We start from the raw sequence: 19,069 nt of genomic DNA, 5'->3' as shown, positions 1-19,069 counted from the left end.
GTCAACAGCAAAGGTCCAATGCTTCTTAGCCTCTAAACGCACGTCACAATTCAATTGATGAGTTTCCGCTTTGAAAGCGTGCAATAGTTGAAAAATCGGTTATCGATCAGGATCGCGCCTTTGGCGGATTGAGAGTGGACTTTGCAGATTTGCAATGTCTGCTAACTGCGCATTGCCGTCATCTGTACTTGGCGCAGCATTGGGCAATTTGGGCTCAAGTCAGTCATCTGAGTCGTTAAGTCAGATGACGGCTTAGGAACGGATAGCGGTCATTGTTGGTGGTCATTCCGAGAAATTTCGCCTGAACGTCTGCATTGAACGGCGCTGGACGTTCTTTGAAATCTGCTGAACGGCAGAGTTTCGGTCAAAGCAGACACGGGAAATAACAGACCGCGTTGCCTTGTTTGAATATCGCACTCGATCTGGCCACTCACTCGGATAAACCAAAATTCGTTGCTTTCTAAACAACGCCCGCACCAGTTTCGGCGGGCTAACCAAAACCTTGATGCTTGAGGCGAAGAGACAAAAAATGACGAATAAATGACCCCGCAAACTGCGGGGCCACAAAGGGTTTGACGAAAAGGCGACTCAACTTTTTTGAGGTTGAGCGACGGCCTAAGTTAGCTGGCAAGTGCAAGGTTGCATTTACGCCCTTCTTCCATAGCCTTCTTTGTACCGGTTAGGTCCACAATGAAATTTGCGGACTTCTTTGGAAATGCGATCAAAGTCTGTCCTTCGGCCACGGCAGTCGCCATATTCGCGTCCTTTACAACGATATAGCCACCAGAGTAGTCATCCGCTAGCTTCTTGCTTTTTATGCCTTTTGCGCGACCTTCATACACGAAGTCGTCAATTGCTATTTCTATTTTTTGACGGTTTTTGATGTCTATGTCAGCTTGCGTGAATACTCCCAAGTAACCGTGTTTTTGGTTTTTGGTTAGACCCATTTGCATGACGTTCCCGCTCTCGAAGACTTTTTCTATCAGGCATGTACCAGAGTCGTTGTCAGCATAAACCGTCCAGCCTTCAACCTCACTGTAAATCTCGAAGTTGTCGCTACTTGCCGGAACCGGGTCTTTGGCAGCGGCAACAGTTGCATATGCGGAGATTGCCGCGGCGGCAAAAATGGCAGCATATTTCATGTATTCCTCCCAATTAGATGATGCGTCGCGAAGCTACCTACGACGCAACAAAAGCAAATATTTCGATGTGAATTCATTTCAACGAGTGAAAGCGTCGTTTGCAAACAACTGCTCGAAAAGCACTGCGGAACGTCGGTGAACACCTATAGCCTGAACAACTCGCAAGCTCTTCTTTCAAAATACAAATCTTTTGTGGGAGTTTTGATCCAAACTCATGATGGCTTCGTACCTATCATACCCCTAACTGATACCCACTGTCGTCTCCCATCCCATGAACGACCGTGGGTTTTTTCGCCAGTTCCATTGGTTCGTGTCTGGAAATGACTAGGGGCTGCACCCAAAACAGAACTACAAAAGCTCGTCGCTGCATTTACAGAAGTATTTTCCATCTCGTGGATGCTTTTTGAGTAATTGTTTGGAATAGCTCCAAAAAAGTATCAACCAACATAAGCAACCGTACAATTCTAAGAAGGTGCTCGGTTAACTCGCGACCAAAGCTCTCCATCTCGAGGGGTGTGCGCATTGCATGCTCCGACTTTTAAGCAGTTGGATCTATCAAATATCCAAATTGGATACATAAATAGAGCAAGCATCGAAATATCAGAATGTTTCCCGTAGTGAGTGCGGGCGTCATTTGATTACCTAGCACTTTCCTACAGCCCCGCGTTGATCCTATCCTAGGGTAATCGACGCGGGGCAACAGATAGAATCACCTCTACAAGCAAATAGTCTGCAACTTTGTCATTGTTCCAGTTCACTTTGTTTCTTGATCCTAAAAGAAAACGTATAAAGTGATCGAACTAGGTTAGCTTCCCGCCCTACTCGGGCTGGACGCGGTTACTCGTCGCATCCAACCTGAACTTAAATTTGTGAGCAATGCAGACGCCAACGGCTTGCTTTTGCAGACGACCATTCAAGTATGACCGGAATTCCTTTGGCGATAGTCAGAGGGTGCCAATCCCGTTACCTTCTTAAATGCGCGGCTGAAATTATTTGCGGTTTCGTATCCTAGCATGGAGGAGATACTGGAGACTGTCTCGCGCGTATCTGTAAGGAGTTCCTCGGCCCTTGCTACCCTGATATCGTTGACGATTTCGCGAAAACGAACCCCTTCGCTTGCTAACTTCCGTTGTAGTGTGCGAACGCCAAGATCGAGCGAACGCGCGGTGGCATCAATCGACATTTCCTCCCGATGAAGTTGTTGCCAAACCACCTCCTCGACTTGTCCTCTAAGTGTTTGAGGTGGGCCGCCCAATCGTTCGCGTGAAATATCTCCGACAGTTGTCGAGCCTCCGCTAAGTTTTTTGGGCGCGGCTTCGGAGCTCAAAGCCGAAGCTTCAAACTCAACCCCAAGGCGGGTGGCGTTCCAGATTACAGGACAAGCGTAAGTGTCTTCTGCCTCGACAAACCCAGGAACTTTCGGGAAGTCCAAGAGCACGGCCGATGGCTTCCAATCGTTTCCTAAATACGCGCGGAATATGCTCAGAAAAACCCCAACGGCCGAGAAACCGATGTCCGGATACGCGAAATGCGAGCGAAGTCCAAAACGATAACAGTAGCGCGCGCTAGTGCCCGAAGTTTCAAGCCACGCGCGATCCGTGGACGAATGAAATGGCATGACGGCAGAAGCTCGTATTAGCGCTGCCCCCAGCGTTGGAGCAGAAAGAACGTAACTCCCCCAGGCGCCGTAGTCAGCGACAGTGAGATACGGTGACCACAACAATCCGATGTTTTGTTGTCCCGTGGATCGTGCGGCTTCGTGCACAAAGGTCGCCAAGGCATGCTCCGAGATGTAACCGCCTCTTTCCTCAATGAAGTGAACAGGAAGATCGGCAGAGTCAAAAGCACGCAACAAGCGTCTTTCCCCAGCGGCCTCAAGCACAAACTGGGGCATCGCGCCCAAGGCCTTGGCCGAAATCATCGGTGGTAGGTTCAATCCGTCAACCCGCTTGTTCGCCCGCGTGTCGTGAAATGATACGCATCGGCTGAACGGATGTGCAAGCTTTCCCTAAACAGCAGGGAGCATTGCAATATGAAAATACTTCGGCCATTACACGGCGGTTTTTCGATGCATTTTTTGGGAATGGTGCTCGGCGCAGGTATTTCTGCTTCACCAGTTTTCTCCCAGTCCTTCAACGACACGGGCGACATCCTTGCACGATCAGCCGAGGTCGAGGACATCGAGTACAAGATTATGGTGCAGCGTGCCACCCAGACGGCCATTTGGGGAATGCCTGCCGCCGGTATGATCGATTTCCTCAAGGGCATTCGCCGCGACCTCGGTGGCGACTACAATGACATCATTTATCTCAACAAGCCGTTCGACTCCAAACATGGGTTTCTTACGGCCAACGATGTTACGGCCTATGCTTGGGCTTCAATGACCTCCGAACCCGGTCCCCTTGTCATTGAAGTGCCCGCTGCCACCGACAAGGTGAACTACTTCGGTACAATCGTGAATGCTTGGGATGTTCCTATTGTGGACGTAGGTCCCGATGGTTTCGATGAAGGTGTCGGCGGCAAGTACCTCATGCTACCCCCAGGCTACGAAGGGGAAATGTCGCTGGAGGAATTAACTGAAGCGGGATACCTTCCCTTTGAAACAGATACCTACGAATATGGTTTTTCGTTCCGGCCAAAACTGACGAATGGCGGAACGGACGCCGATGCGGCCGAGTACGCTCAGACGATCAAAGTGTACTACCTGTCCGAGGCCGACAATCCGCCACCCAACAACTATCTCGAAGCGTCAGAAGTGCCGTACGACTCGCTTCCATACTACAACGAGACATTCTTTCAGGACCTGAACGATTACGTTCAAAACAACCCGATCCGTCCACAAGACAAGGTTATGGTGAATTTTCTGAAAGATCTCGGGATCGAGAAGGGAAAGCCTTTCGAACCAAGTGAACTTCAAATGCAGGCAATGAACGAGGGATTGTTGCTCGCGTACGCCTCGATGCAGAACTACTTTGTGACGCCCGGGAAAGCCATGATCCCACTTTGGGTCGACGATAGCGGCGAGATGAGGAGCCAGTGGTTGATTTGGGATTTCGCGGATGGTCAACCCGAGGCTGGTTTCCCCTATGAGACTGAGACCGAAGTCCTTGTGGATGCGCGTGCGGGCGGCAGTTATTTCTGGATTACATACCTGCCGAAACAACTGGGCGGAGGTACATTTTATCTGACAGGCCTGCGCGACAGCGACGGGGAAATGTACGATCACAATCAGACCTATAAACTGAACGTCCCAGCGGATACACCTGCCGACGATTTCTGGTCCGTGATTGTTTATTCGATGGAGACCAAGAGCTTCATTCGGAACGTTGATCCTGTCGGTTTGTCCGAGCGCGACACTGATGCGATGCAGGCTAATGAAGACGGTTCTTACGACATCTTTTTTGGACCAGAAGCACCGGAAGGCATGGAAAGCAACTGGATACCAACCACAGAGCCGTACTTCCTTTTGTTTCGTCTATATGGGCCGCAAGAAGGATGGCTGGAGAGTGGCTGGATGCTAGGCGATCTAGAAAAAGTAAACTGATCAAAACAAACAGTAATTCCCAATGGAGCGAACAATGAAAACAAAGTCGTTAGCTGTGCTGACTGCCCTGATACTCGCATCGCATTCTTCAGCCCAAGAATTCAAAGCCGACGTTCCTGAGAATGTTCTTACACCAGACAAGGTCGAGACCCAGACGCTTGGTGATCTGGAATTCTTCGATGGTATGCCATCACCTGAGACGGTGGAGAAAGTCTTCGACAACCTTGATCTGATCAGAGCAACGACGGCTTTCCTGGATGGCATGAAGATCGCTTCGCTTCGAGCTATGTTTCAGGGATACGAAGACTTGGGCGTCAATCCCAATGACGTCGTGATTGCAGAAGACCTGCTGGACGCGCGGTCCATCTGGCTGACGCCCAATACAACCACAATCTACATTGGTTCGAATGTCGATATCTCGGATGGCCCGATGGTGATTGAGGTTCCGGCAGGCCTGCTTGGGTTGCTTGATGACGCCGCGTTTGACTATGTGACGGATATCGGGGCGCTTGGCGCGGATAAGGGAGAAGGTGGCAAGTATCTACTTTTGCACAACGACGATGAAACGCCGGTGCCCGAGGGCTACTTCGAACTACGCACAAAGACATATGAGCACTGGTTGTTGCTAAGACGCTCGCCAGACGCAGACGGAGATACGGCTGGCCCTGTTGCCGAGATCAAGGCGGGTCTGAATATCTATCCGCTTAGTGAAGCGGACAATCCTCCCGCGGAAATTTTCCTGAATATCTCCGGTGTTCAACACAACACTGTTCACGCGAACAACGAAGACTTCTTTGAAGAGATCCACGTCGCACTCGAAAACAATCCAATTGGTGCGTTCAGTCCGGAAATTGTAGGAACGTTTGCTTCCATAGGGATCAGGAAGGGCGAGCCCTTCGAACCCGATGCCCGTATGCAGGCCATTTTCAAGGAGGCAGCAGCAATCGCAAACGCCACGGCGCGAGCGATCACGTATGCCTCGCGCGATCCGGGAGTTTTCTTTTATGAAGACCGGCAATGGAACTCACCGTTCCAACGCCAGAGCTATCTTTTTCTTGAGGACGGCGCGCGCATCCTCGATGATCGGTCGTACTTTTTCTATATGGCAACGGGCATAACGCCTGCGATGACCTCGCCACCGGTCGGGACGGGGTCTGTCTATGCGATGACAGCGCGAGACAGCAACGGACAGTACCTTGACGGCTCAAAAACCTATAAGGTAACGCTACCGGCGCCGGTTCCCGCCGAAAACTTTGCGTCGTTTATGTTGTATAGCGGACAGACTCGGTCAATCCTTGAAACTGACCAGCAATCCGGTGGTATCGACTCTAATAGACCGGGGATAAAACCTAATGAGGATGGGAGTACCAGCATCTATTTTGGTCCAGAAGCCCCAGAAGGTTGGGAGAACAACTGGGCGCAAACCATGCCCGGGCAAAGCTTCAACGTGATGATGCGCCTCTACGGCCCGCTCGAGCCTTGGTTCGACAAGACCTGGCGTCCCGGTGATCTGGAACTGGTAGAATAAAGCGACAACCGCGACTATCGGGCGACGCTACTTTTTGGCGTCGTCTGACATTTTTTCGGTGTCCGCTTCGGGCTCGAAGAAGACATTCGCTGTCCAAAGCATGAATGTCTGCTGTGCGGACAGAGTTGCCGTCCGCCTGGATAGCCCGATTGTCCGGTGATGAATGCTGATGATCAAAATGCAACAAAGCACCAATGTTTCCATGGGCGCTTTGGTTAGTATGAAGGCTCTTACCGTGCCAGTTGGTAGCGCTTCATCGACATAGAAGATGCATCGATCATGCTCATAAACTTCTCAGCAGCCGGAGCAGAGGCAAAGCTGTCCATGGATGCTTGCGCTGCCTCCGCGCTTTCCCAATTGACGACAACCGCCCATTTGTCGTCTGCGAAGGCGGCTTGCCGGGAGATGAAGCCAGGCTGTTTACTGACGTACTCGTCCTCAATGGCCTTGTCGACCGGTTCGAACGCTTGAGCTGAAACACCCTCGGCAAGGTCCATTGTCACAATCTCGATTACACCAGCATCTTGAGCCATAGCCGCGCCTCCCAGCGTCATCATTAAGGTGATCAGGAACGCTTTCATATTGGCACCCGATCAAAACTTGCCGTTGTCATGAGCCATTTCCGCAGGGATATCGGCGATCACGTCCCAATGCTCAACGATCTTGCCGTCTTCGACGCGGAACAGATCATAGAACGCTGTTGGTTTGTCAGCGAACGTTCCATCAGAGGCGGTGAAGACAAAGTTACCCTCGGCCACAACAATGTGGACATCCGTGTAGATCATCTGGATGCCTTGCTCGGCCATGCCAGCAAGAGCAGCACGTAAACCGTCCAGACCGTCAGCAATGTTGCTGTTGTGCTGGATGTAGGTCTCCGTGGACAGGAATTCGGTGATCCGGTCAACGTCGCCATCTTTCAGGATGGTGTTCACAAAGTCTGTGACCAGCGCTTTGTTCTCAGCGGTCTTGTCCAGATCTGTGATCTCAGTTGAACCATCGGTCTGAGTATGCCCCGAAGGATTTGGCGGTGTAATTTGGGTCAGGTTGTCCCAGTGCTCTGCAACCTTTCCGTCCTCGACGCGGAAAACATCGAACCCCACCAGAGTGTCAGCACCGAACGCCTGAGCGTTGTTGTAGGTCGTATGCAGGACAACCATGTTGCCTTCCGCGATCACCCGGTGGATATCCACCTCGATCCCGCTTTCTTTCAGACCAGGAATGAAGCCAAGGATCGGCGCAGCCCCCGTGGGGACGGCTGGGTTGTGCTGGATATAGTCCTTTGCCAGAAGCTGTTCGGCGGCAGTTGCGTCGAAGTTGACAAAAATGGCGGCTACGGCCTCCATTACGAGTTCTTTAGGTGTCATTGTTGTAGTCCTCTCTTGGTTTGATTTGACGACATTCACGCGGCGCAAGCCTGCACTGAGGTGATCGTGAATTCTGTGCCCCAGGGATCGACCTTCTGGCCGGGCGTGAGACTTGCGGGGTCAGCCAACAGCTCAACACTCGCGAGACCTGTGGTTTCGACAGAGCGCGGGCCTGCCCCCTTTGATTGCCAAGCATTCGCGGCAAGATGGTGATGGTAGCCACCGGACCCGAACCAGCGGGCTGAGGGCAGCTCAAATGTCTGAACCATACTCAGCTCGTCAGTAACGAACTTGGCTGCCTTGCTGACATCACCGACACGTAAATGAACGTGTCCGATGACTGTGCCTTGCGGTGCGCCTTGCCACTGTGTGGCATCCTCCGTTAGTGATTTCAGGTCGAGCGGGTGCGTTGTCATGTGGATGGTATCGCCTTGGCGTTTCCACGCTTCGCGAGGCAGATCACGATAGATTTCGATGCCGTTTCCTTCGGGATCGTTCAGATACAGCGCCTCGCTGACACCGTGGTGGGATGCGCCATCCAGGCGAACACCGCGCTCATCCGCGTAGATCAGCCATGCGCCGAGGTCTTGTTTGGACGGCAACAGAAATGCGGTGTGAAACAGCCCCGCCTCTTTGGGAAAGGGTTTGGCATTGCGGTCCTGGCGCAGCTCGATCAGCGTGCCGGCCTCGGTGCCGAGGCGGGCGCTTTCACCGTTGCGTTCGACTAGGCCAAGGCCGATCACGTCTTCATAAAAGGTTGCGGTCTTATCCAGATCGCGCACCGTCAGGGCGACCTGACCTATTGAGATGGGGGCGTCTGACGTTGCCATGTTCTTTTCTCCTGCGATTCAGCTTGAGAGGAACTTAGCGATGGTCTTTTCTCCATGAAATGGCGATAAGAGCGAGTGTGTATCGCACAAATGGAGACAATGCTATGGACCGGATCGACGGGATGCAGAGCTTCGTGGCTGTTGTGGAATCCGGTTCTTTTGCCGCCGCCGGACAACGGCTTGGCATTTCAAACAAGCTGGTCAGCAAACGTGTGGCCCAGCTCGAAAACATGGTTGGGCTGAATCTTCTCCATCGCACCACCAGGTCTATGTCGTTGACCCACGAGGGGGAGCGATATCTGGAAGGAGCGCGACGGGTGCTGGCTGAATTGGAGCAGTTGGAGACTGAGTTTGACGCTTCAGAGGGCTTGAAGGGCATCGTTCGTGTGGCGGCGCCCCTTACCTATGGCGACACGGCGGTGGCTAAAGCAGCAAGCCGTTTCGTAGAGCAACACCCGGACGTCACAGTCGAATTGGACTTGTCGGATCATTATGCTGATCTGGCCAAGGGCGGTTTCGATATCGCAATACGGATCGGCGCGCTCAGCGACTCCAGTTTGGTCGTTCGCAAGCTCGGTGAAACGCATATGAAAGTCGTCGCGACTCCTTGCTACCTTGAAGAACATGGCACACCTTCACATCCTGCGGAACTCTCGGACCACATTTGCATTCGAGATGCGAACAACCCCGATCCAAACCGCTGGCCATTCCAGATCGAAGGGCAAACCGTGCAGGTGCCTGTCTCTGGCCCATTTCTGGCAAACAGTCCTCCCGCCTGCCTCGTACCGACGCGTGCCGGGAGCGGCATCTTCATATGCCCAGATGTGTTTTTGGGGGACGACCTTGAAACCGGACGTCTTGTGCAACTCTTTCCGGAGTTCCATTCCCGCACTTTGCCGATCCAAAGCGTGCAGTTACCTTCGGCCTTTCGAAAGCCGCGTGTAAGGGCCTTTGTGGAGTTTATGCGTGAAGAGATTCGGGCGTAGGTCGGCTCGAAAGTGGCCATTCGTGCAGTGTGCAGCATTTGGTAGGTATGGGCTCGTAATCGACCTTCGCTGCCTCCCGTTTAGATGACTGGAGACAGCCCGAAGCGGACCTTCACTATGAGCTTTGCACCCTCTAAGATGCGGACATAGCCGCTTTTGGTTTGAGCGACTTTTCTATGGAGGTTTCGACGGAACTGAGATTGTTTTGAGTCCATCGGTGGCGGTATGCCCAGACAAGCAGGCGGCGGCAACTTTCTCACCAAATTTAAGACAACTCTCAATGGGCCAATCTTCATGGAGACCATGAACAACGCCGGAGCAGAAAGCATCACCCGCTCCCACTGGGCTGATGATTTCTTCAGCAGGTATCGGGTCCGGCGCGAAGGCAATTTCAACCTCGGTTTCACAACATACGATTTGCGTTGGGCTATGAATAATGACCGCTCGATTGACCCCACCGGATTTTAGAAAGCGAGCTGCTTTCATCATTTCGTTGGGATCAGACTTTTGCGTGAGATTAATGCCTGTTGCCGCCTCGGCTTCGAGCTCATTCGCAAACAGAAAATCGATTTCGGCAAGCGTCTTTGACACAATATCCGCGTAGGCGTCGGACCTGAACGATGCGAGGTCAACGCAAGTGCTCATGCCTTTGGCGCGGGCAGCTGACAACAGCAATGCTGCTCTAGTTTTGCCCTCTGGCAGGACCTCATCCAGTTTGTCTAGTAACGTTAAATAGCCAAGATACAATAACTTAATCCCGGCGTCCGATAGCTCATCAATATTAACCGACGCCGCATCAAATAAACTGTTAGCACCTCGGTGGTGAAAGAAGGTGCGGCTGTCACCTTGCACGTTCATCACATGGGTCTGGGATGTTGTTGCACGCGTTGTTCGCAGTAGGCCGTCTAAAGGCAACCCCGCTTCTGCGCATAGACGCAAGACTTCGTCGCCCAAAGCGCCTGCGCCTATCAGACCAATTGGAATTACTTGGTAAGACACGCCCATGGCTTTCAGGCCCAAGGCTACATTGGCGGGTCCGCCACCAAGGTCGACATGCTGGTTTTTTATTAGTGCTAGACCTGACTTTTCAGGCCAGTGCGAAATTGAGTGAACTGTATCAAGTATCCAATTCCCCGCACATGCAATGCCTTGTCTCTCTTTTTTCGGCTGAATCGGATCGAGCACGATATGTTCCCACATAGAAAATGATGCTGCCTTTAGAGTATCAGACCTCTTTAAGCCTCGCACTCTAAAGCCACACCACCGGTGGGCTTTCCAGTAGCTCTCAAGCATGTATCATGGGGTGTTTGATAACGCAGCGGCATTGAGCACTATGGGCTCAGTGTTTCCGTTCTCTGCGGCTTGCATGATTGACTGGTCGCAGCCCAAACCGGACATTCGATACTGGAACTCGCAACTCCAGAGATGCAGGAAGAGGTACGTATCCGAAAGTCGCTTAGAGGGGAATTTTGCAGTAAGCCACACATGACCCGTCTAACACTGATCTAGCGACGCCGTTCCTGACATCCGACAAAAAGCGGTGGAACTGTTAAGTGTATTCGAGTGTTCGAAGATCGGATGAATAACAAAAGGTGCTGCGGGAGAACGATTAGTCTTTGTTCGATACTTTGTTGCTGTTGATTTCGTAAACATCCGCAGATACTTCCAATCCGGCGTTCAGCAGCGCTTCATGGATGTTTGTGTACAACTCCTCCCGGCCTTGGAACATGCTGGGATAGTTAGGGAAAAATACCCATGCATAGTAGATGTAGGGCTGGCTTGATCCGTTCTTCAAGCGAATTGACGGCTGTGGTGATTTCATGACCGTGCTACACTTTCCAACCGCATCCGAAAGCAGATTAACTATGGTGGTAGGGTCTGCTTTGTTGGAAATTTGTACTTCGAACACTTCCGCATATGGGCTGTTTTGACCGTGAAGGTTCAAAAAACGCTGTCGTGACAGCTGTCCATTTGGAATGACATAAGTTCCTCCGCTCCATCCTCTTAACCGAGTAGAGCGCCAATTGATGTCGATGACTTTGCCTTCCGTTCCATCATCGAACCGCAGCCAATCGCCGATTTTGAAAGACCGTTCCATTCCCACGGCTATCCCGGCAAAAAAGTCACCAAGAGTTTGTTGCATTGCAAAAGCGCAAACTGCGGCAACAGCCCCTGTCGACAAATACAGCTCGGTTGGTGCTATATCCTTGACTGCAAGAAAGACCAAAACGCCGATGAGCCAAAAGAGTGCATAGAGAATTGTCAGTGTAAGATGCGAGTGTTGGCCAGAGTGGCCACTGTACGTGTGATATCGAACCCAGGTTTCAACCAGCCTTGCGAGACTGGATGCGACAGCGAGGTACACAAGGAGTTCGGATAGTGTCAGGACATGTCGCGTCCAGTAGAATGACTCACCGATTTCTGACAGGGCGGCAGTTAACTCATAAAGTCCAAGTGCCCCAGCTGGCAGGAGGAACATGTCAAGTATGGCTGCTGGCCAAAGATGAACGCGCGCGCAATTTCGAATGTGTGGGCTTAGCAACGCAAGGCGCCAAACAAGAAGAAAAACGACGGCCGCAAAGGCGAGGACGAGTTGTGTTGACTCTGCCGTCAAAACATCGGATGGATTAGACATCGGTATCTTCTACGCTTACCTTGATTTTAGCGATGACACGGGCTGGGACCATTTTTTTGGAGTCAGAGCCAAGACAGTTAAAGCCGTTTGCTTGAATCAATTTCTCATTTGCCCCAGATTTCATTTTCGTCTCAGAAACGCTGGCCGATATATAGATAGAGCAAGCCATCACCATCGTCATTGAAGGCGTAGTCGATAGAGTAGTCGAGCCTGTTCTGCTTCGACAACCGATAACGCAAGCCTGCACCATACCCGGCACCACCTCGGTCAAATGACAAGGAATCCAAACCTGATCCACCACCACCTGCTCCTGCGAACAAGACATATCCGAAACGTTGAGAGAGGCGGCCGCGGTATTCGATCTGTGCGGATGTCGACCAGTCAGCGAGAGCATCAAATGCAGAAAACCCCCTCAACCCATCGACGAATCCGACACCACACCCATCAAAGAATGGAGCTTCTTTAGCTGCACCGCACATTACCGCCCGCCAAGCGATAACGCCTTTCCGTCCCACCGGATTGTAGGACGCCAACGAAAGGACACCTTTACCGTAGTTTCTGTCACTTATTGTCAGTCTATCATTGAGAATTTTGTCTGTGACATCGCCATACGAGAAGTTGCCGGTCACCAACAGTCCTGAACTTGGATAAAAGGTATCGTCCCTTGTGTCGTGCACAACATCGAATGTCAGCCTTTTCAATAGGATATGCAAATCGGGTTGTAGAAAATCTGGGAGTTGGCGGATGAAATCGGAGTTGAGTGACAACTGAGAATCCGCAAAAGCATATCCAAACCCGATTTTGGTCGTGTCTGTGAAACCATACTCCATACGAATGGCATAACCATCAACTGACTGCGTTAAAGGTAGTTCAAAGCTGCCGGATATCGGTAGATCGTAATTCAAATCGGCATCTACATAAATTGCACCTACAGTCCATCTCCCTTGATTGAAGTTAACCGTTCCTCCGATTCCATATCCCGAGGATCCCTCATTCGTTCCGAAGTATCCGGCACCAATACCGGAAGTCTTTGATCCTGGGAGGGCAAATAGGTATCCAGCGCCAAGTGTTGCGCCACTTCCTATCGTTTCGTTCGAAAACGGAATAGGTGCAGCTATAAAATCTCCACTTCGAACGCCCACGTCGGAGTCAGTTGCTACATCATCAGTAATCCTCACGGCTCGGTTAGCTGGATCCAAGGCCCACAGGGTTGAGGGTAAAACCAACAATAAGGAAGCCACGAAAAAGGATTTTAGCCGACCGCTTAGCTCAAGGTTACATGTTGCTTTCGACAGGTCCTTGGTCTGCGAACTCTCAAGTTTGACAGTACCAAATCGTTTCACTTTGTTACCGAGAGCAAATATGTGTGGAACGCTTTTTCTCCAAATTGCGTAGATCCACAGGTGAGCTGTCAGAACATGTTGAATTCTTCTAGCTCGACGTACCGCTCGCCAGATCAAGATTAATAGAAGCGGGGCGAGTAAACCTGCTGTCGTCAATTTACAAAAACTCTCGCTAATAAAAGCTTGAAGCCAACTCTGCTTGAGGCAAAGTCGCAACGGGTGAATGCTTGTAGTTGATCCAGAATAGGGTCACGCCGATTGCAAGAACACAAATGGCACCTACCAAGCGCGTACTCAGTTCGAAGGTTTGTCGCCGCTTATCCGTCATGTCAAAGCGGCCATGGGCCCAGCTGCGGCCCCAAAGGGCAGCAATGCCAATGGCTGACATTGCCATAGCCATGCCGAGTGATATTGCGCAAACCATCAGAATTGCTGGTACGATTAAGTCGTTTGCAAGCCCAAAAAGCATGACAATTAAAGCGCCGGTGCACGGCACTATACCGACAGCCGCCGCGATCCAAACGCTGCCCGCTGGAGCAGTGCTCGCGGCGCAGGCGGCGCATCCGTGAACATGGTGATCGTGGTGATCGTGATCATGTGCCTGGGCTCCGAGATCCCCAGCTTTCAACGCAAGCCGCGTTGCTGAAAGCGCTTTCCATAGCATGAACATACCAATCGCAATAATCAGCCCGTAGCTGACTAGGCGAATGGCTCGATAGTCTGAAGGTGCTGCACCAGTGGTTTGACGTACGGCGAAATCCAACAAGAACACAACTACCACGGCCGAAACAACGTGAATTATTGCTATACGGAAGCCCATCACGAGTCCGCGCCGCAAGCTACCGCCAGAGCCGATAAAATAGGAAATAACGACCGCTTTTCCGTGCCCCGGGCCCAAGGTGTGTAAAGCGCCGTATCCGAAGGCAAGAAATAAGGCTGTAAACAATGCCCCGGTTGTTTCTCCGTTCCGGATAGATGTCATGGCCGTTGTGAAAAGGCTGTTTACCCATACCTGCGCGCGGTCCAGAACAGGCAGATCCGACATTGATGATGCAACAATATTCTGCGGCGTTCCGGATATTGTGACGTTTGCCATACTGTATGACACAGGGATGTCAGTAGATCCGTCGACGAGGAACAGTTGATGTACCCCAGGCTCGTGCCGCAGAACGCCGGACAAACGAATACTTTGAAAACGGTTTTCTAGAATCAAACCTTTTGGGACCGACACATGGACGATCTGGTTTGGCAGTGGAGGCGGAGTGTGGATACAAGCGCCTATCCAAGGCACCAGAAGGAATTCATAAACTTTTCCCGCCGTGACAGACAGTGGCGGCGCATAGCCGTCCAAAGTCAGCTCAGCACCTAGGAGTCTGGTGGTCACACCCGTTGATTCTTCTTCGCGCCGCTCCATGACAACTAGACGCTGTTCCAAAAGCTGGTCAGCATTGAGCCCAGCTGCATCTAACCTGTTGCGGGCCTGCTCGGCTGCTTTGCTAGCTTCGGGGTCATTTTGGCCTTGTTCCTTGGCAATTTGGTCAAGCAGAATTTTCCGCAGGTCGGACTTATGCTCGTACTTCATTTCCAGAAACGGGTCGTCATAAGGCTCTACCGAGGGCACAAGGGCATCCCACGAAACAAGGTTATCTTCTGCGGCCAGCAACGGCACTGCCGCAAAGAAGAAAGCGAATGTAAGAAAAGCCATTGCGGCTCCGCGCATCGAGAATCTTGGCATCCGGCTAATCCCTTCCGTTCAGATTTTTAAGTTGAACCATTCGAGTTTCGCGGGGCTCAACTTTTACGTACCGCAACGTTAGAAAGGTACTTTTACTCCCAAAAATGCGCCGGAAAGGGTAACTTCACTGAAAGGTCCAAATTCGCCTAAGTCCCAGTCCAAGTATCGGTAGCCGACGGTTAGGTCGACGGAATTTAACCTGTAGTTAATGGCTGCCGCTGCTTGCCACGTTAGATCACTGTCGCCGGTGCCGATGTCTGCGTAGTAGCTGAAATACCAATACTCATTGATATTTGTCTCACCTCTGAAGCCAATAACCGCATCCCAGTTTGTGCCAGATTCCGACTCGGCGATTGGAGCGCCAAGTCCACTAACACTTACGTCGCCGTCTAAATACAAGGCCCTTGCACCACCGGTGATATCAAGAGACCCACCACTAGTCTCAAGCACGCGGTAGCCGGCTCCAAGTGTGGTTATGAAGCCTTTGAGACCAATATCCGCAGTAACTGGAACACTTGCTCCGCCCAAGTTGACGGAAGTGCTATCAGACTCATCAACATCAAGATAGATGACGTCAGCTATCAAAGACAATCGGTCGTTTCGCGCGACGAGAGTGCCCATGACACCAAAATTCAGGTCCTCGACAATCTTGTCTATGCTGATATCGACATTGCCACCAGTTGTGGTTTCTCCCCCAACGGACGCTCCCCAGAAGTAGAGTTGGGCACCCCATTGCCAATCTTCCTCAGCTGCTGCCGTGGATGCTGTAAGTGTCGCTGCGGCGAGGGTAGATAGTGTAAGTTGTGGTAGATTTTTGGGTTCGAGAAAATTCACTTTTCATCCCTTCCGATTGCGTACAACATCTTCACTCGAGAGTGTTTTTGTAGATCACCCCGTCTTTCATAATGATTTTGATGTTTTCGCGATCCGTCACTGAGCTTAGGTCTTCGAGAGGATTGCCGTCGACTAGCAACAAGTCTGCCAACGCGCCTTCTTCAACGCGCCCGATCACACCTGGGTATGGGTTTCTTGGCCCGGAAAGCTGGAGCAACTCTGTAAAGTTACCGGTCGACATTTTCAGTATTTCGTAGGGCGTAAACCAGTCCAGCAGCCGTTCCATCTGTTCGACCTGCTCACTGACACCAATTCCTGGCCCAGGGCTGATAAAGATGTCGGTTCCGTGGACAACCTTTAGTTCAGGAAGCCCCTTGATCCACTCATAGACTGATCCCGTACCTTGGCACACAATAGCTTGTTTTGCGTTCTGCGCATCATTCAGTCCAGGCTCGCTGCATAGCGTAAACGGTTGAATACTCAACCAGATCCCATCTTTCGCCATCCTCTCCAACGTTGGCTTGTCGAGAAGTTGACCATGCTCGACCACCTTAATTCCGGCATCAATTGCTTGATTAACGGCTCGAGGAGTGTAGCCGTGTACGGTAACGTAAGTTCCCCAGTTTTCAGCGGCTGCTGTAGCTGCTTGGATTTCTTCAAACGTAAACTGCGTAGTGTCTAATGGGTCATTGGGTCCGCTAACTGAACCGCCAATAGCAAGTTTGACCTGTGATGCTCCAAGCCGCAGTTGCTCGCGTGTCGCGGCGAGCACCTTTGGGACCCCATCTACCAGTGTACTGTTTCCCGTTAAGTCGGTGATTGGCGGTTCTCCACCCAGCAATGGGTTGCGCTCGTTCCTAAATCTGAAATCCGCATGGCCGCTTGTTTGAGATATCATTGAACCTGACGGGTAAATACGAGGTCCGACAATAGAACCCTCGTCAATCGCACGCTTGAGGCTAAAAACCTCACCGGCCATATCGCGTGCTGTGGTCACACCATTCATCAGCATGTTTCGAGCCGTATCGACCGAACGGATGGATTGGTAACCTGGCAACTCGAAAAGCACGTCAGCGAACGTAATCCCAGACAAAGCTAAGTGAGAGTGTCCCTCAATGATGCCGGGCATCAGAGTGTGCCCATTGCCCTCAACAACCAGGCCGTCGTTTGCCGAAAGTTCTTCTTGCGAAATCTTTGAGATAATATTGCCGTCGATGAGGACGTTCACATCTTCTATGAGCGTTTCATTTACGCCGTCAAAAACATCAACATTGGTAATGAGTACAGAGCTATCTTGCGCGTTCGCTGTGGCTCCAAAGATCGAGGCCGTGTAAAAAATTGCTCCGAATAATCTGTTGCAAGTCATGATGTTCTCCTTGATTTGGAGGGCTCTCTACCGGTCAAAGATTTTTCGGTTAAGCGGCGCCATGGAGCTTGATGAGGTGTGACATTTGTTGTTTTGAGTCGGGTATACCGGCTATGGCTACTGGCTCACCTCGCCTCTAATCGGTACGCCGGCCGAGACATTCTGAACCACTGAGTCGTCCACAACGATGGTGCCATTGACTATCACATAGGGAATACCTGACGATGGGAGAGAGTTTTTTCCGTTTTCCGGCCCGGAATTATCGGTCACGTTTTCCGGATCGAAAATTGTAATATCCGCGACTGAGCCCTCCTGAATGCGCCCGCGAAGTTTCATCTGCGGGACGTGGTCTTCCAGAAATGCCGCTGGCTCGTAGGTCATCTTAGAAAGCGCGTCCATCAGCGAGATGGCGCCAGTTTCCCGCGCCATGCGGAGTACTTTTGCATGAGTACCAGCACCCCGAGCGTGCCCGGCGCCCGCACCGTACGGCGTCTCGAAATCACCATTCAGCCCGCCGTCGACTATGTAGGGCATCGCGTCTGAACCAACGATTACACCAGGCCTGGTCATCGCCTCCATGATGTACTCGTCTTTCATTGTGTACATTAGCAACTGTGTTTCAGGCGCTTCCGTCCGCAGTCGATCAAACTCTTCGTCGTTCAGCGGCTCTCCAGTTTCTGTTACAATGTAGTCTGACGCTTCAACGCCCAATCGCTCCTTATATCCGGGCTTGTTGTAGTCTGCATCCACGTAGGTTCCTGCGTAATTATACGGATAGAATTCACCGATGACCTTCTGCCCTTGCGCACGTGCGTTGTCGATTAAATCCAAACACTTCTCTGTCAAGCCAAGGCAATTGCTTGGAACGTGGTGAACCAGCAGCGGAACGTTGTTTTCCCTGGCAATTGTCAGCATTTCGGTAATACCCATGAAGCCGCTGGGTGGAATTTGAGAGAGATACCGAACGTGTGTTGTTATCGGGAGATCGTACTTTGCCGCTAGAGAAGTAACGGCCATGACCTCCGGACTTCCAACAACGGTGTAGTACCCAATCGGGTATGCAATCCCGATACCACCCTGCTGCAATCCTTCTTCGACCGCCTCCAAAATTGCGGCCTCGTCCAGGGGATCATACAGCTTCGTTTTCCACTGCTGACCATCATCCATCGCGCGCGTGGCCGAACCTTCGTAAAAAACCCTTCCCCCGGGGTCCAATCCATCCAGAACAGCCAATCTGGCGAAAGCGTGGGATACGTTGGCGCCGTAGTTTACAATCGATTTTCCGTCCCAATAGTCGTAGTAGCTGTTTATCGGATACTGACCGATTTCCAAATCCATGGGAGTTGTTACGCCATCACGAGCATATAGGCGTTGGGCAAATAGGTCCTGACCGTGTGAATGATAATCTATGAACCCAGGCGCAACCACATGTCCGGACGCATCAATCTCTCTAATGCCTTCCAAGTTGTCAGTGCTTATTTCAGTAACAAAGCCGTTGTTGATTCCAACATTGGCCGTAGCGTCGAAACCCGTTTCGGGGTCCATTACGCGGCCATTTTTGATTACGATGTCAAAGGATTGGGCGTAAGCAAATGGCGCTAACAGAAGAGAAAGCCCAATTGCTGAAATTAATGGTTTCTTGTTCATTCTTGCCTCCCATCAGGGGAACTCCCCCGCCTTTTCTTTACCTATTTGCTCCAATGGTCGTGAGAACCGAGCTCTCGTAAGCCCTCGGAGAAAGTTGCTTAAGTTCCTGCATTTA

The 19,069-nt window shown here is 51.4% G+C and carries 15 protein-coding genes; 3 read left to right on the top strand and 12 right to left on the bottom strand.

The window, feature by feature from the left end; all coding sequences use genetic code 11:
* Window positions 1–620: 620 nt before the first annotated feature.
* Together ABWV79_RS20130 and ABWV79_RS20125 are read right to left on the bottom strand one after the other, a co-directional pair.
* Window positions 621–1,142, bottom strand: a complete 522-nt coding sequence (locus tag ABWV79_RS20130; RefSeq protein WP_170804574.1) for a hypothetical protein — start codon at window positions 1,140–1,142, stop codon at window positions 621–623.
* 913 nt (window positions 1,143–2,055) lie between these two features.
* Window positions 2,056–3,063 carry a helix-turn-helix domain-containing protein gene (locus ABWV79_RS20125; protein WP_170704306.1) on the bottom strand — a complete coding sequence of 336 codons (1,008 nt, stop codon included), beginning with the start codon at window positions 3,061–3,063 and terminating at the stop codon, window positions 2,056–2,058.
* Window positions 3,064–3,174: 111 nt separating this feature from the next.
* On the opposite strand from ABWV79_RS20125, the gene ABWV79_RS20120 reads away from it, so the two are divergent.
* Entirely contained in the window at window positions 3,175–4,686 is a 1,512-nt protein-coding gene (locus ABWV79_RS20120) for a DUF1214 domain-containing protein (RefSeq protein WP_216601803.1), read from the top strand.
* A gap of 34 nt (window positions 4,687–4,720) precedes the next feature.
* Window positions 4,721–6,214, top strand: coding sequence for a DUF1254 domain-containing protein (locus tag ABWV79_RS20115; RefSeq protein WP_353394314.1), 1,494 nt, complete (start codon window positions 4,721–4,723; stop codon window positions 6,212–6,214).
* A gap of 230 nt (window positions 6,215–6,444) precedes the next feature.
* Here the strand turns inward: ABWV79_RS20115 and ABWV79_RS20110 are convergent, their stop codons facing one another.
* The 3 genes from ABWV79_RS20110 to ABWV79_RS20100 are packed head-to-tail and all read right to left on the bottom strand — an operon-like array spanning window position 6,445 to window position 8,408.
* Window positions 6,445–6,795: an antibiotic biosynthesis monooxygenase family protein gene (locus ABWV79_RS20110; protein WP_170417151.1), complete on the bottom strand. Its 351-nt coding sequence runs from the start codon at window positions 6,793–6,795 to the stop codon at window positions 6,445–6,447.
* A gap of 12 nt (window positions 6,796–6,807) precedes the next feature.
* Window positions 6,808–7,578, bottom strand: a complete 771-nt coding sequence (locus ABWV79_RS20105; RefSeq protein WP_353394312.1) for a nuclear transport factor 2 family protein — start codon at window positions 7,576–7,578, stop codon at window positions 6,808–6,810.
* A gap of 35 nt (window positions 7,579–7,613) precedes the next feature.
* Entirely contained in the window at window positions 7,614–8,408 is a 795-nt protein-coding gene (locus ABWV79_RS20100; RefSeq protein ID WP_170417147.1) for a VOC family protein, read from the bottom strand.
* Between the two features lie 104 nt (window positions 8,409–8,512).
* On the opposite strand from ABWV79_RS20100, the gene ABWV79_RS20095 reads away from it, so the two are divergent.
* Complete coding sequence (locus ABWV79_RS20095) at window positions 8,513–9,394, top strand: LysR family transcriptional regulator (protein ID WP_170417145.1); 882 nt, start codon at window positions 8,513–8,515, stop codon at window positions 9,392–9,394.
* Between the two features lie 174 nt (window positions 9,395–9,568).
* Here ABWV79_RS20095 and ABWV79_RS20090 read toward each other — a convergent pair whose 3' ends face one another.
* From ABWV79_RS20090 to ABWV79_RS20060, 7 genes are all read right to left on the bottom strand, one after another.
* The gene (locus ABWV79_RS20090) at window positions 9,569–10,579 is read right to left on the bottom strand and encodes a carbohydrate kinase family protein (protein WP_353394309.1); all 1,011 of its coding nucleotides are present in this window, start codon (window positions 10,577–10,579) and stop codon (window positions 9,569–9,571) included.
* A gap of 424 nt (window positions 10,580–11,003) precedes the next feature.
* A complete protein-coding gene (locus ABWV79_RS20085; RefSeq protein ID WP_353394306.1) occupies window positions 11,004–12,029 on the bottom strand; it encodes a mechanosensitive ion channel family protein in 1,026 nt (341 codons plus the stop codon).
* Between the two features lie 131 nt (window positions 12,030–12,160).
* A complete protein-coding gene (locus ABWV79_RS20080; protein WP_353394304.1) occupies window positions 12,161–13,372 on the bottom strand; it encodes a BamA/TamA family outer membrane protein in 1,212 nt (403 codons plus the stop codon).
* A gap of 172 nt (window positions 13,373–13,544) precedes the next feature.
* Window positions 13,545–15,077: a HoxN/HupN/NixA family nickel/cobalt transporter gene (locus ABWV79_RS20075; RefSeq protein ID WP_353394302.1), complete on the bottom strand. Its 1,533-nt coding sequence runs from the start codon at window positions 15,075–15,077 to the stop codon at window positions 13,545–13,547.
* 108 nt (window positions 15,078–15,185) lie between these two features.
* A complete protein-coding gene (locus ABWV79_RS20070) occupies window positions 15,186–15,941 on the bottom strand; it encodes a hypothetical protein (RefSeq protein ID WP_353394300.1) in 756 nt (251 codons plus the stop codon).
* Window positions 15,942–15,972: 31 nt separating this feature from the next.
* The gene (locus tag ABWV79_RS20065; protein ID WP_353394298.1) at window positions 15,973–17,307 is read right to left on the bottom strand and encodes a metal-dependent hydrolase family protein; all 1,335 of its coding nucleotides are present in this window, start codon (window positions 17,305–17,307) and stop codon (window positions 15,973–15,975) included.
* A gap of 117 nt (window positions 17,308–17,424) precedes the next feature.
* Complete coding sequence (locus tag ABWV79_RS20060; RefSeq protein WP_353394296.1) at window positions 17,425–18,954, bottom strand: amidohydrolase family protein; 1,530 nt, start codon at window positions 18,952–18,954, stop codon at window positions 17,425–17,427.
* Between the last annotated feature and the right edge of the window lie 115 nt (window positions 18,955–19,069).

This window comes from Ruegeria sp. HU-ET01832, assembly GCF_040371315.1.
GTDB classification, from domain to species: Bacteria; Pseudomonadota; Alphaproteobacteria; order Rhodobacterales; family Rhodobacteraceae; genus Ruegeria; species Ruegeria lacuscaerulensis_A.
Note: the sequence above shows the minus strand (reverse complement) of the source record. Positions and strands in the feature narration are given on the sequence as shown.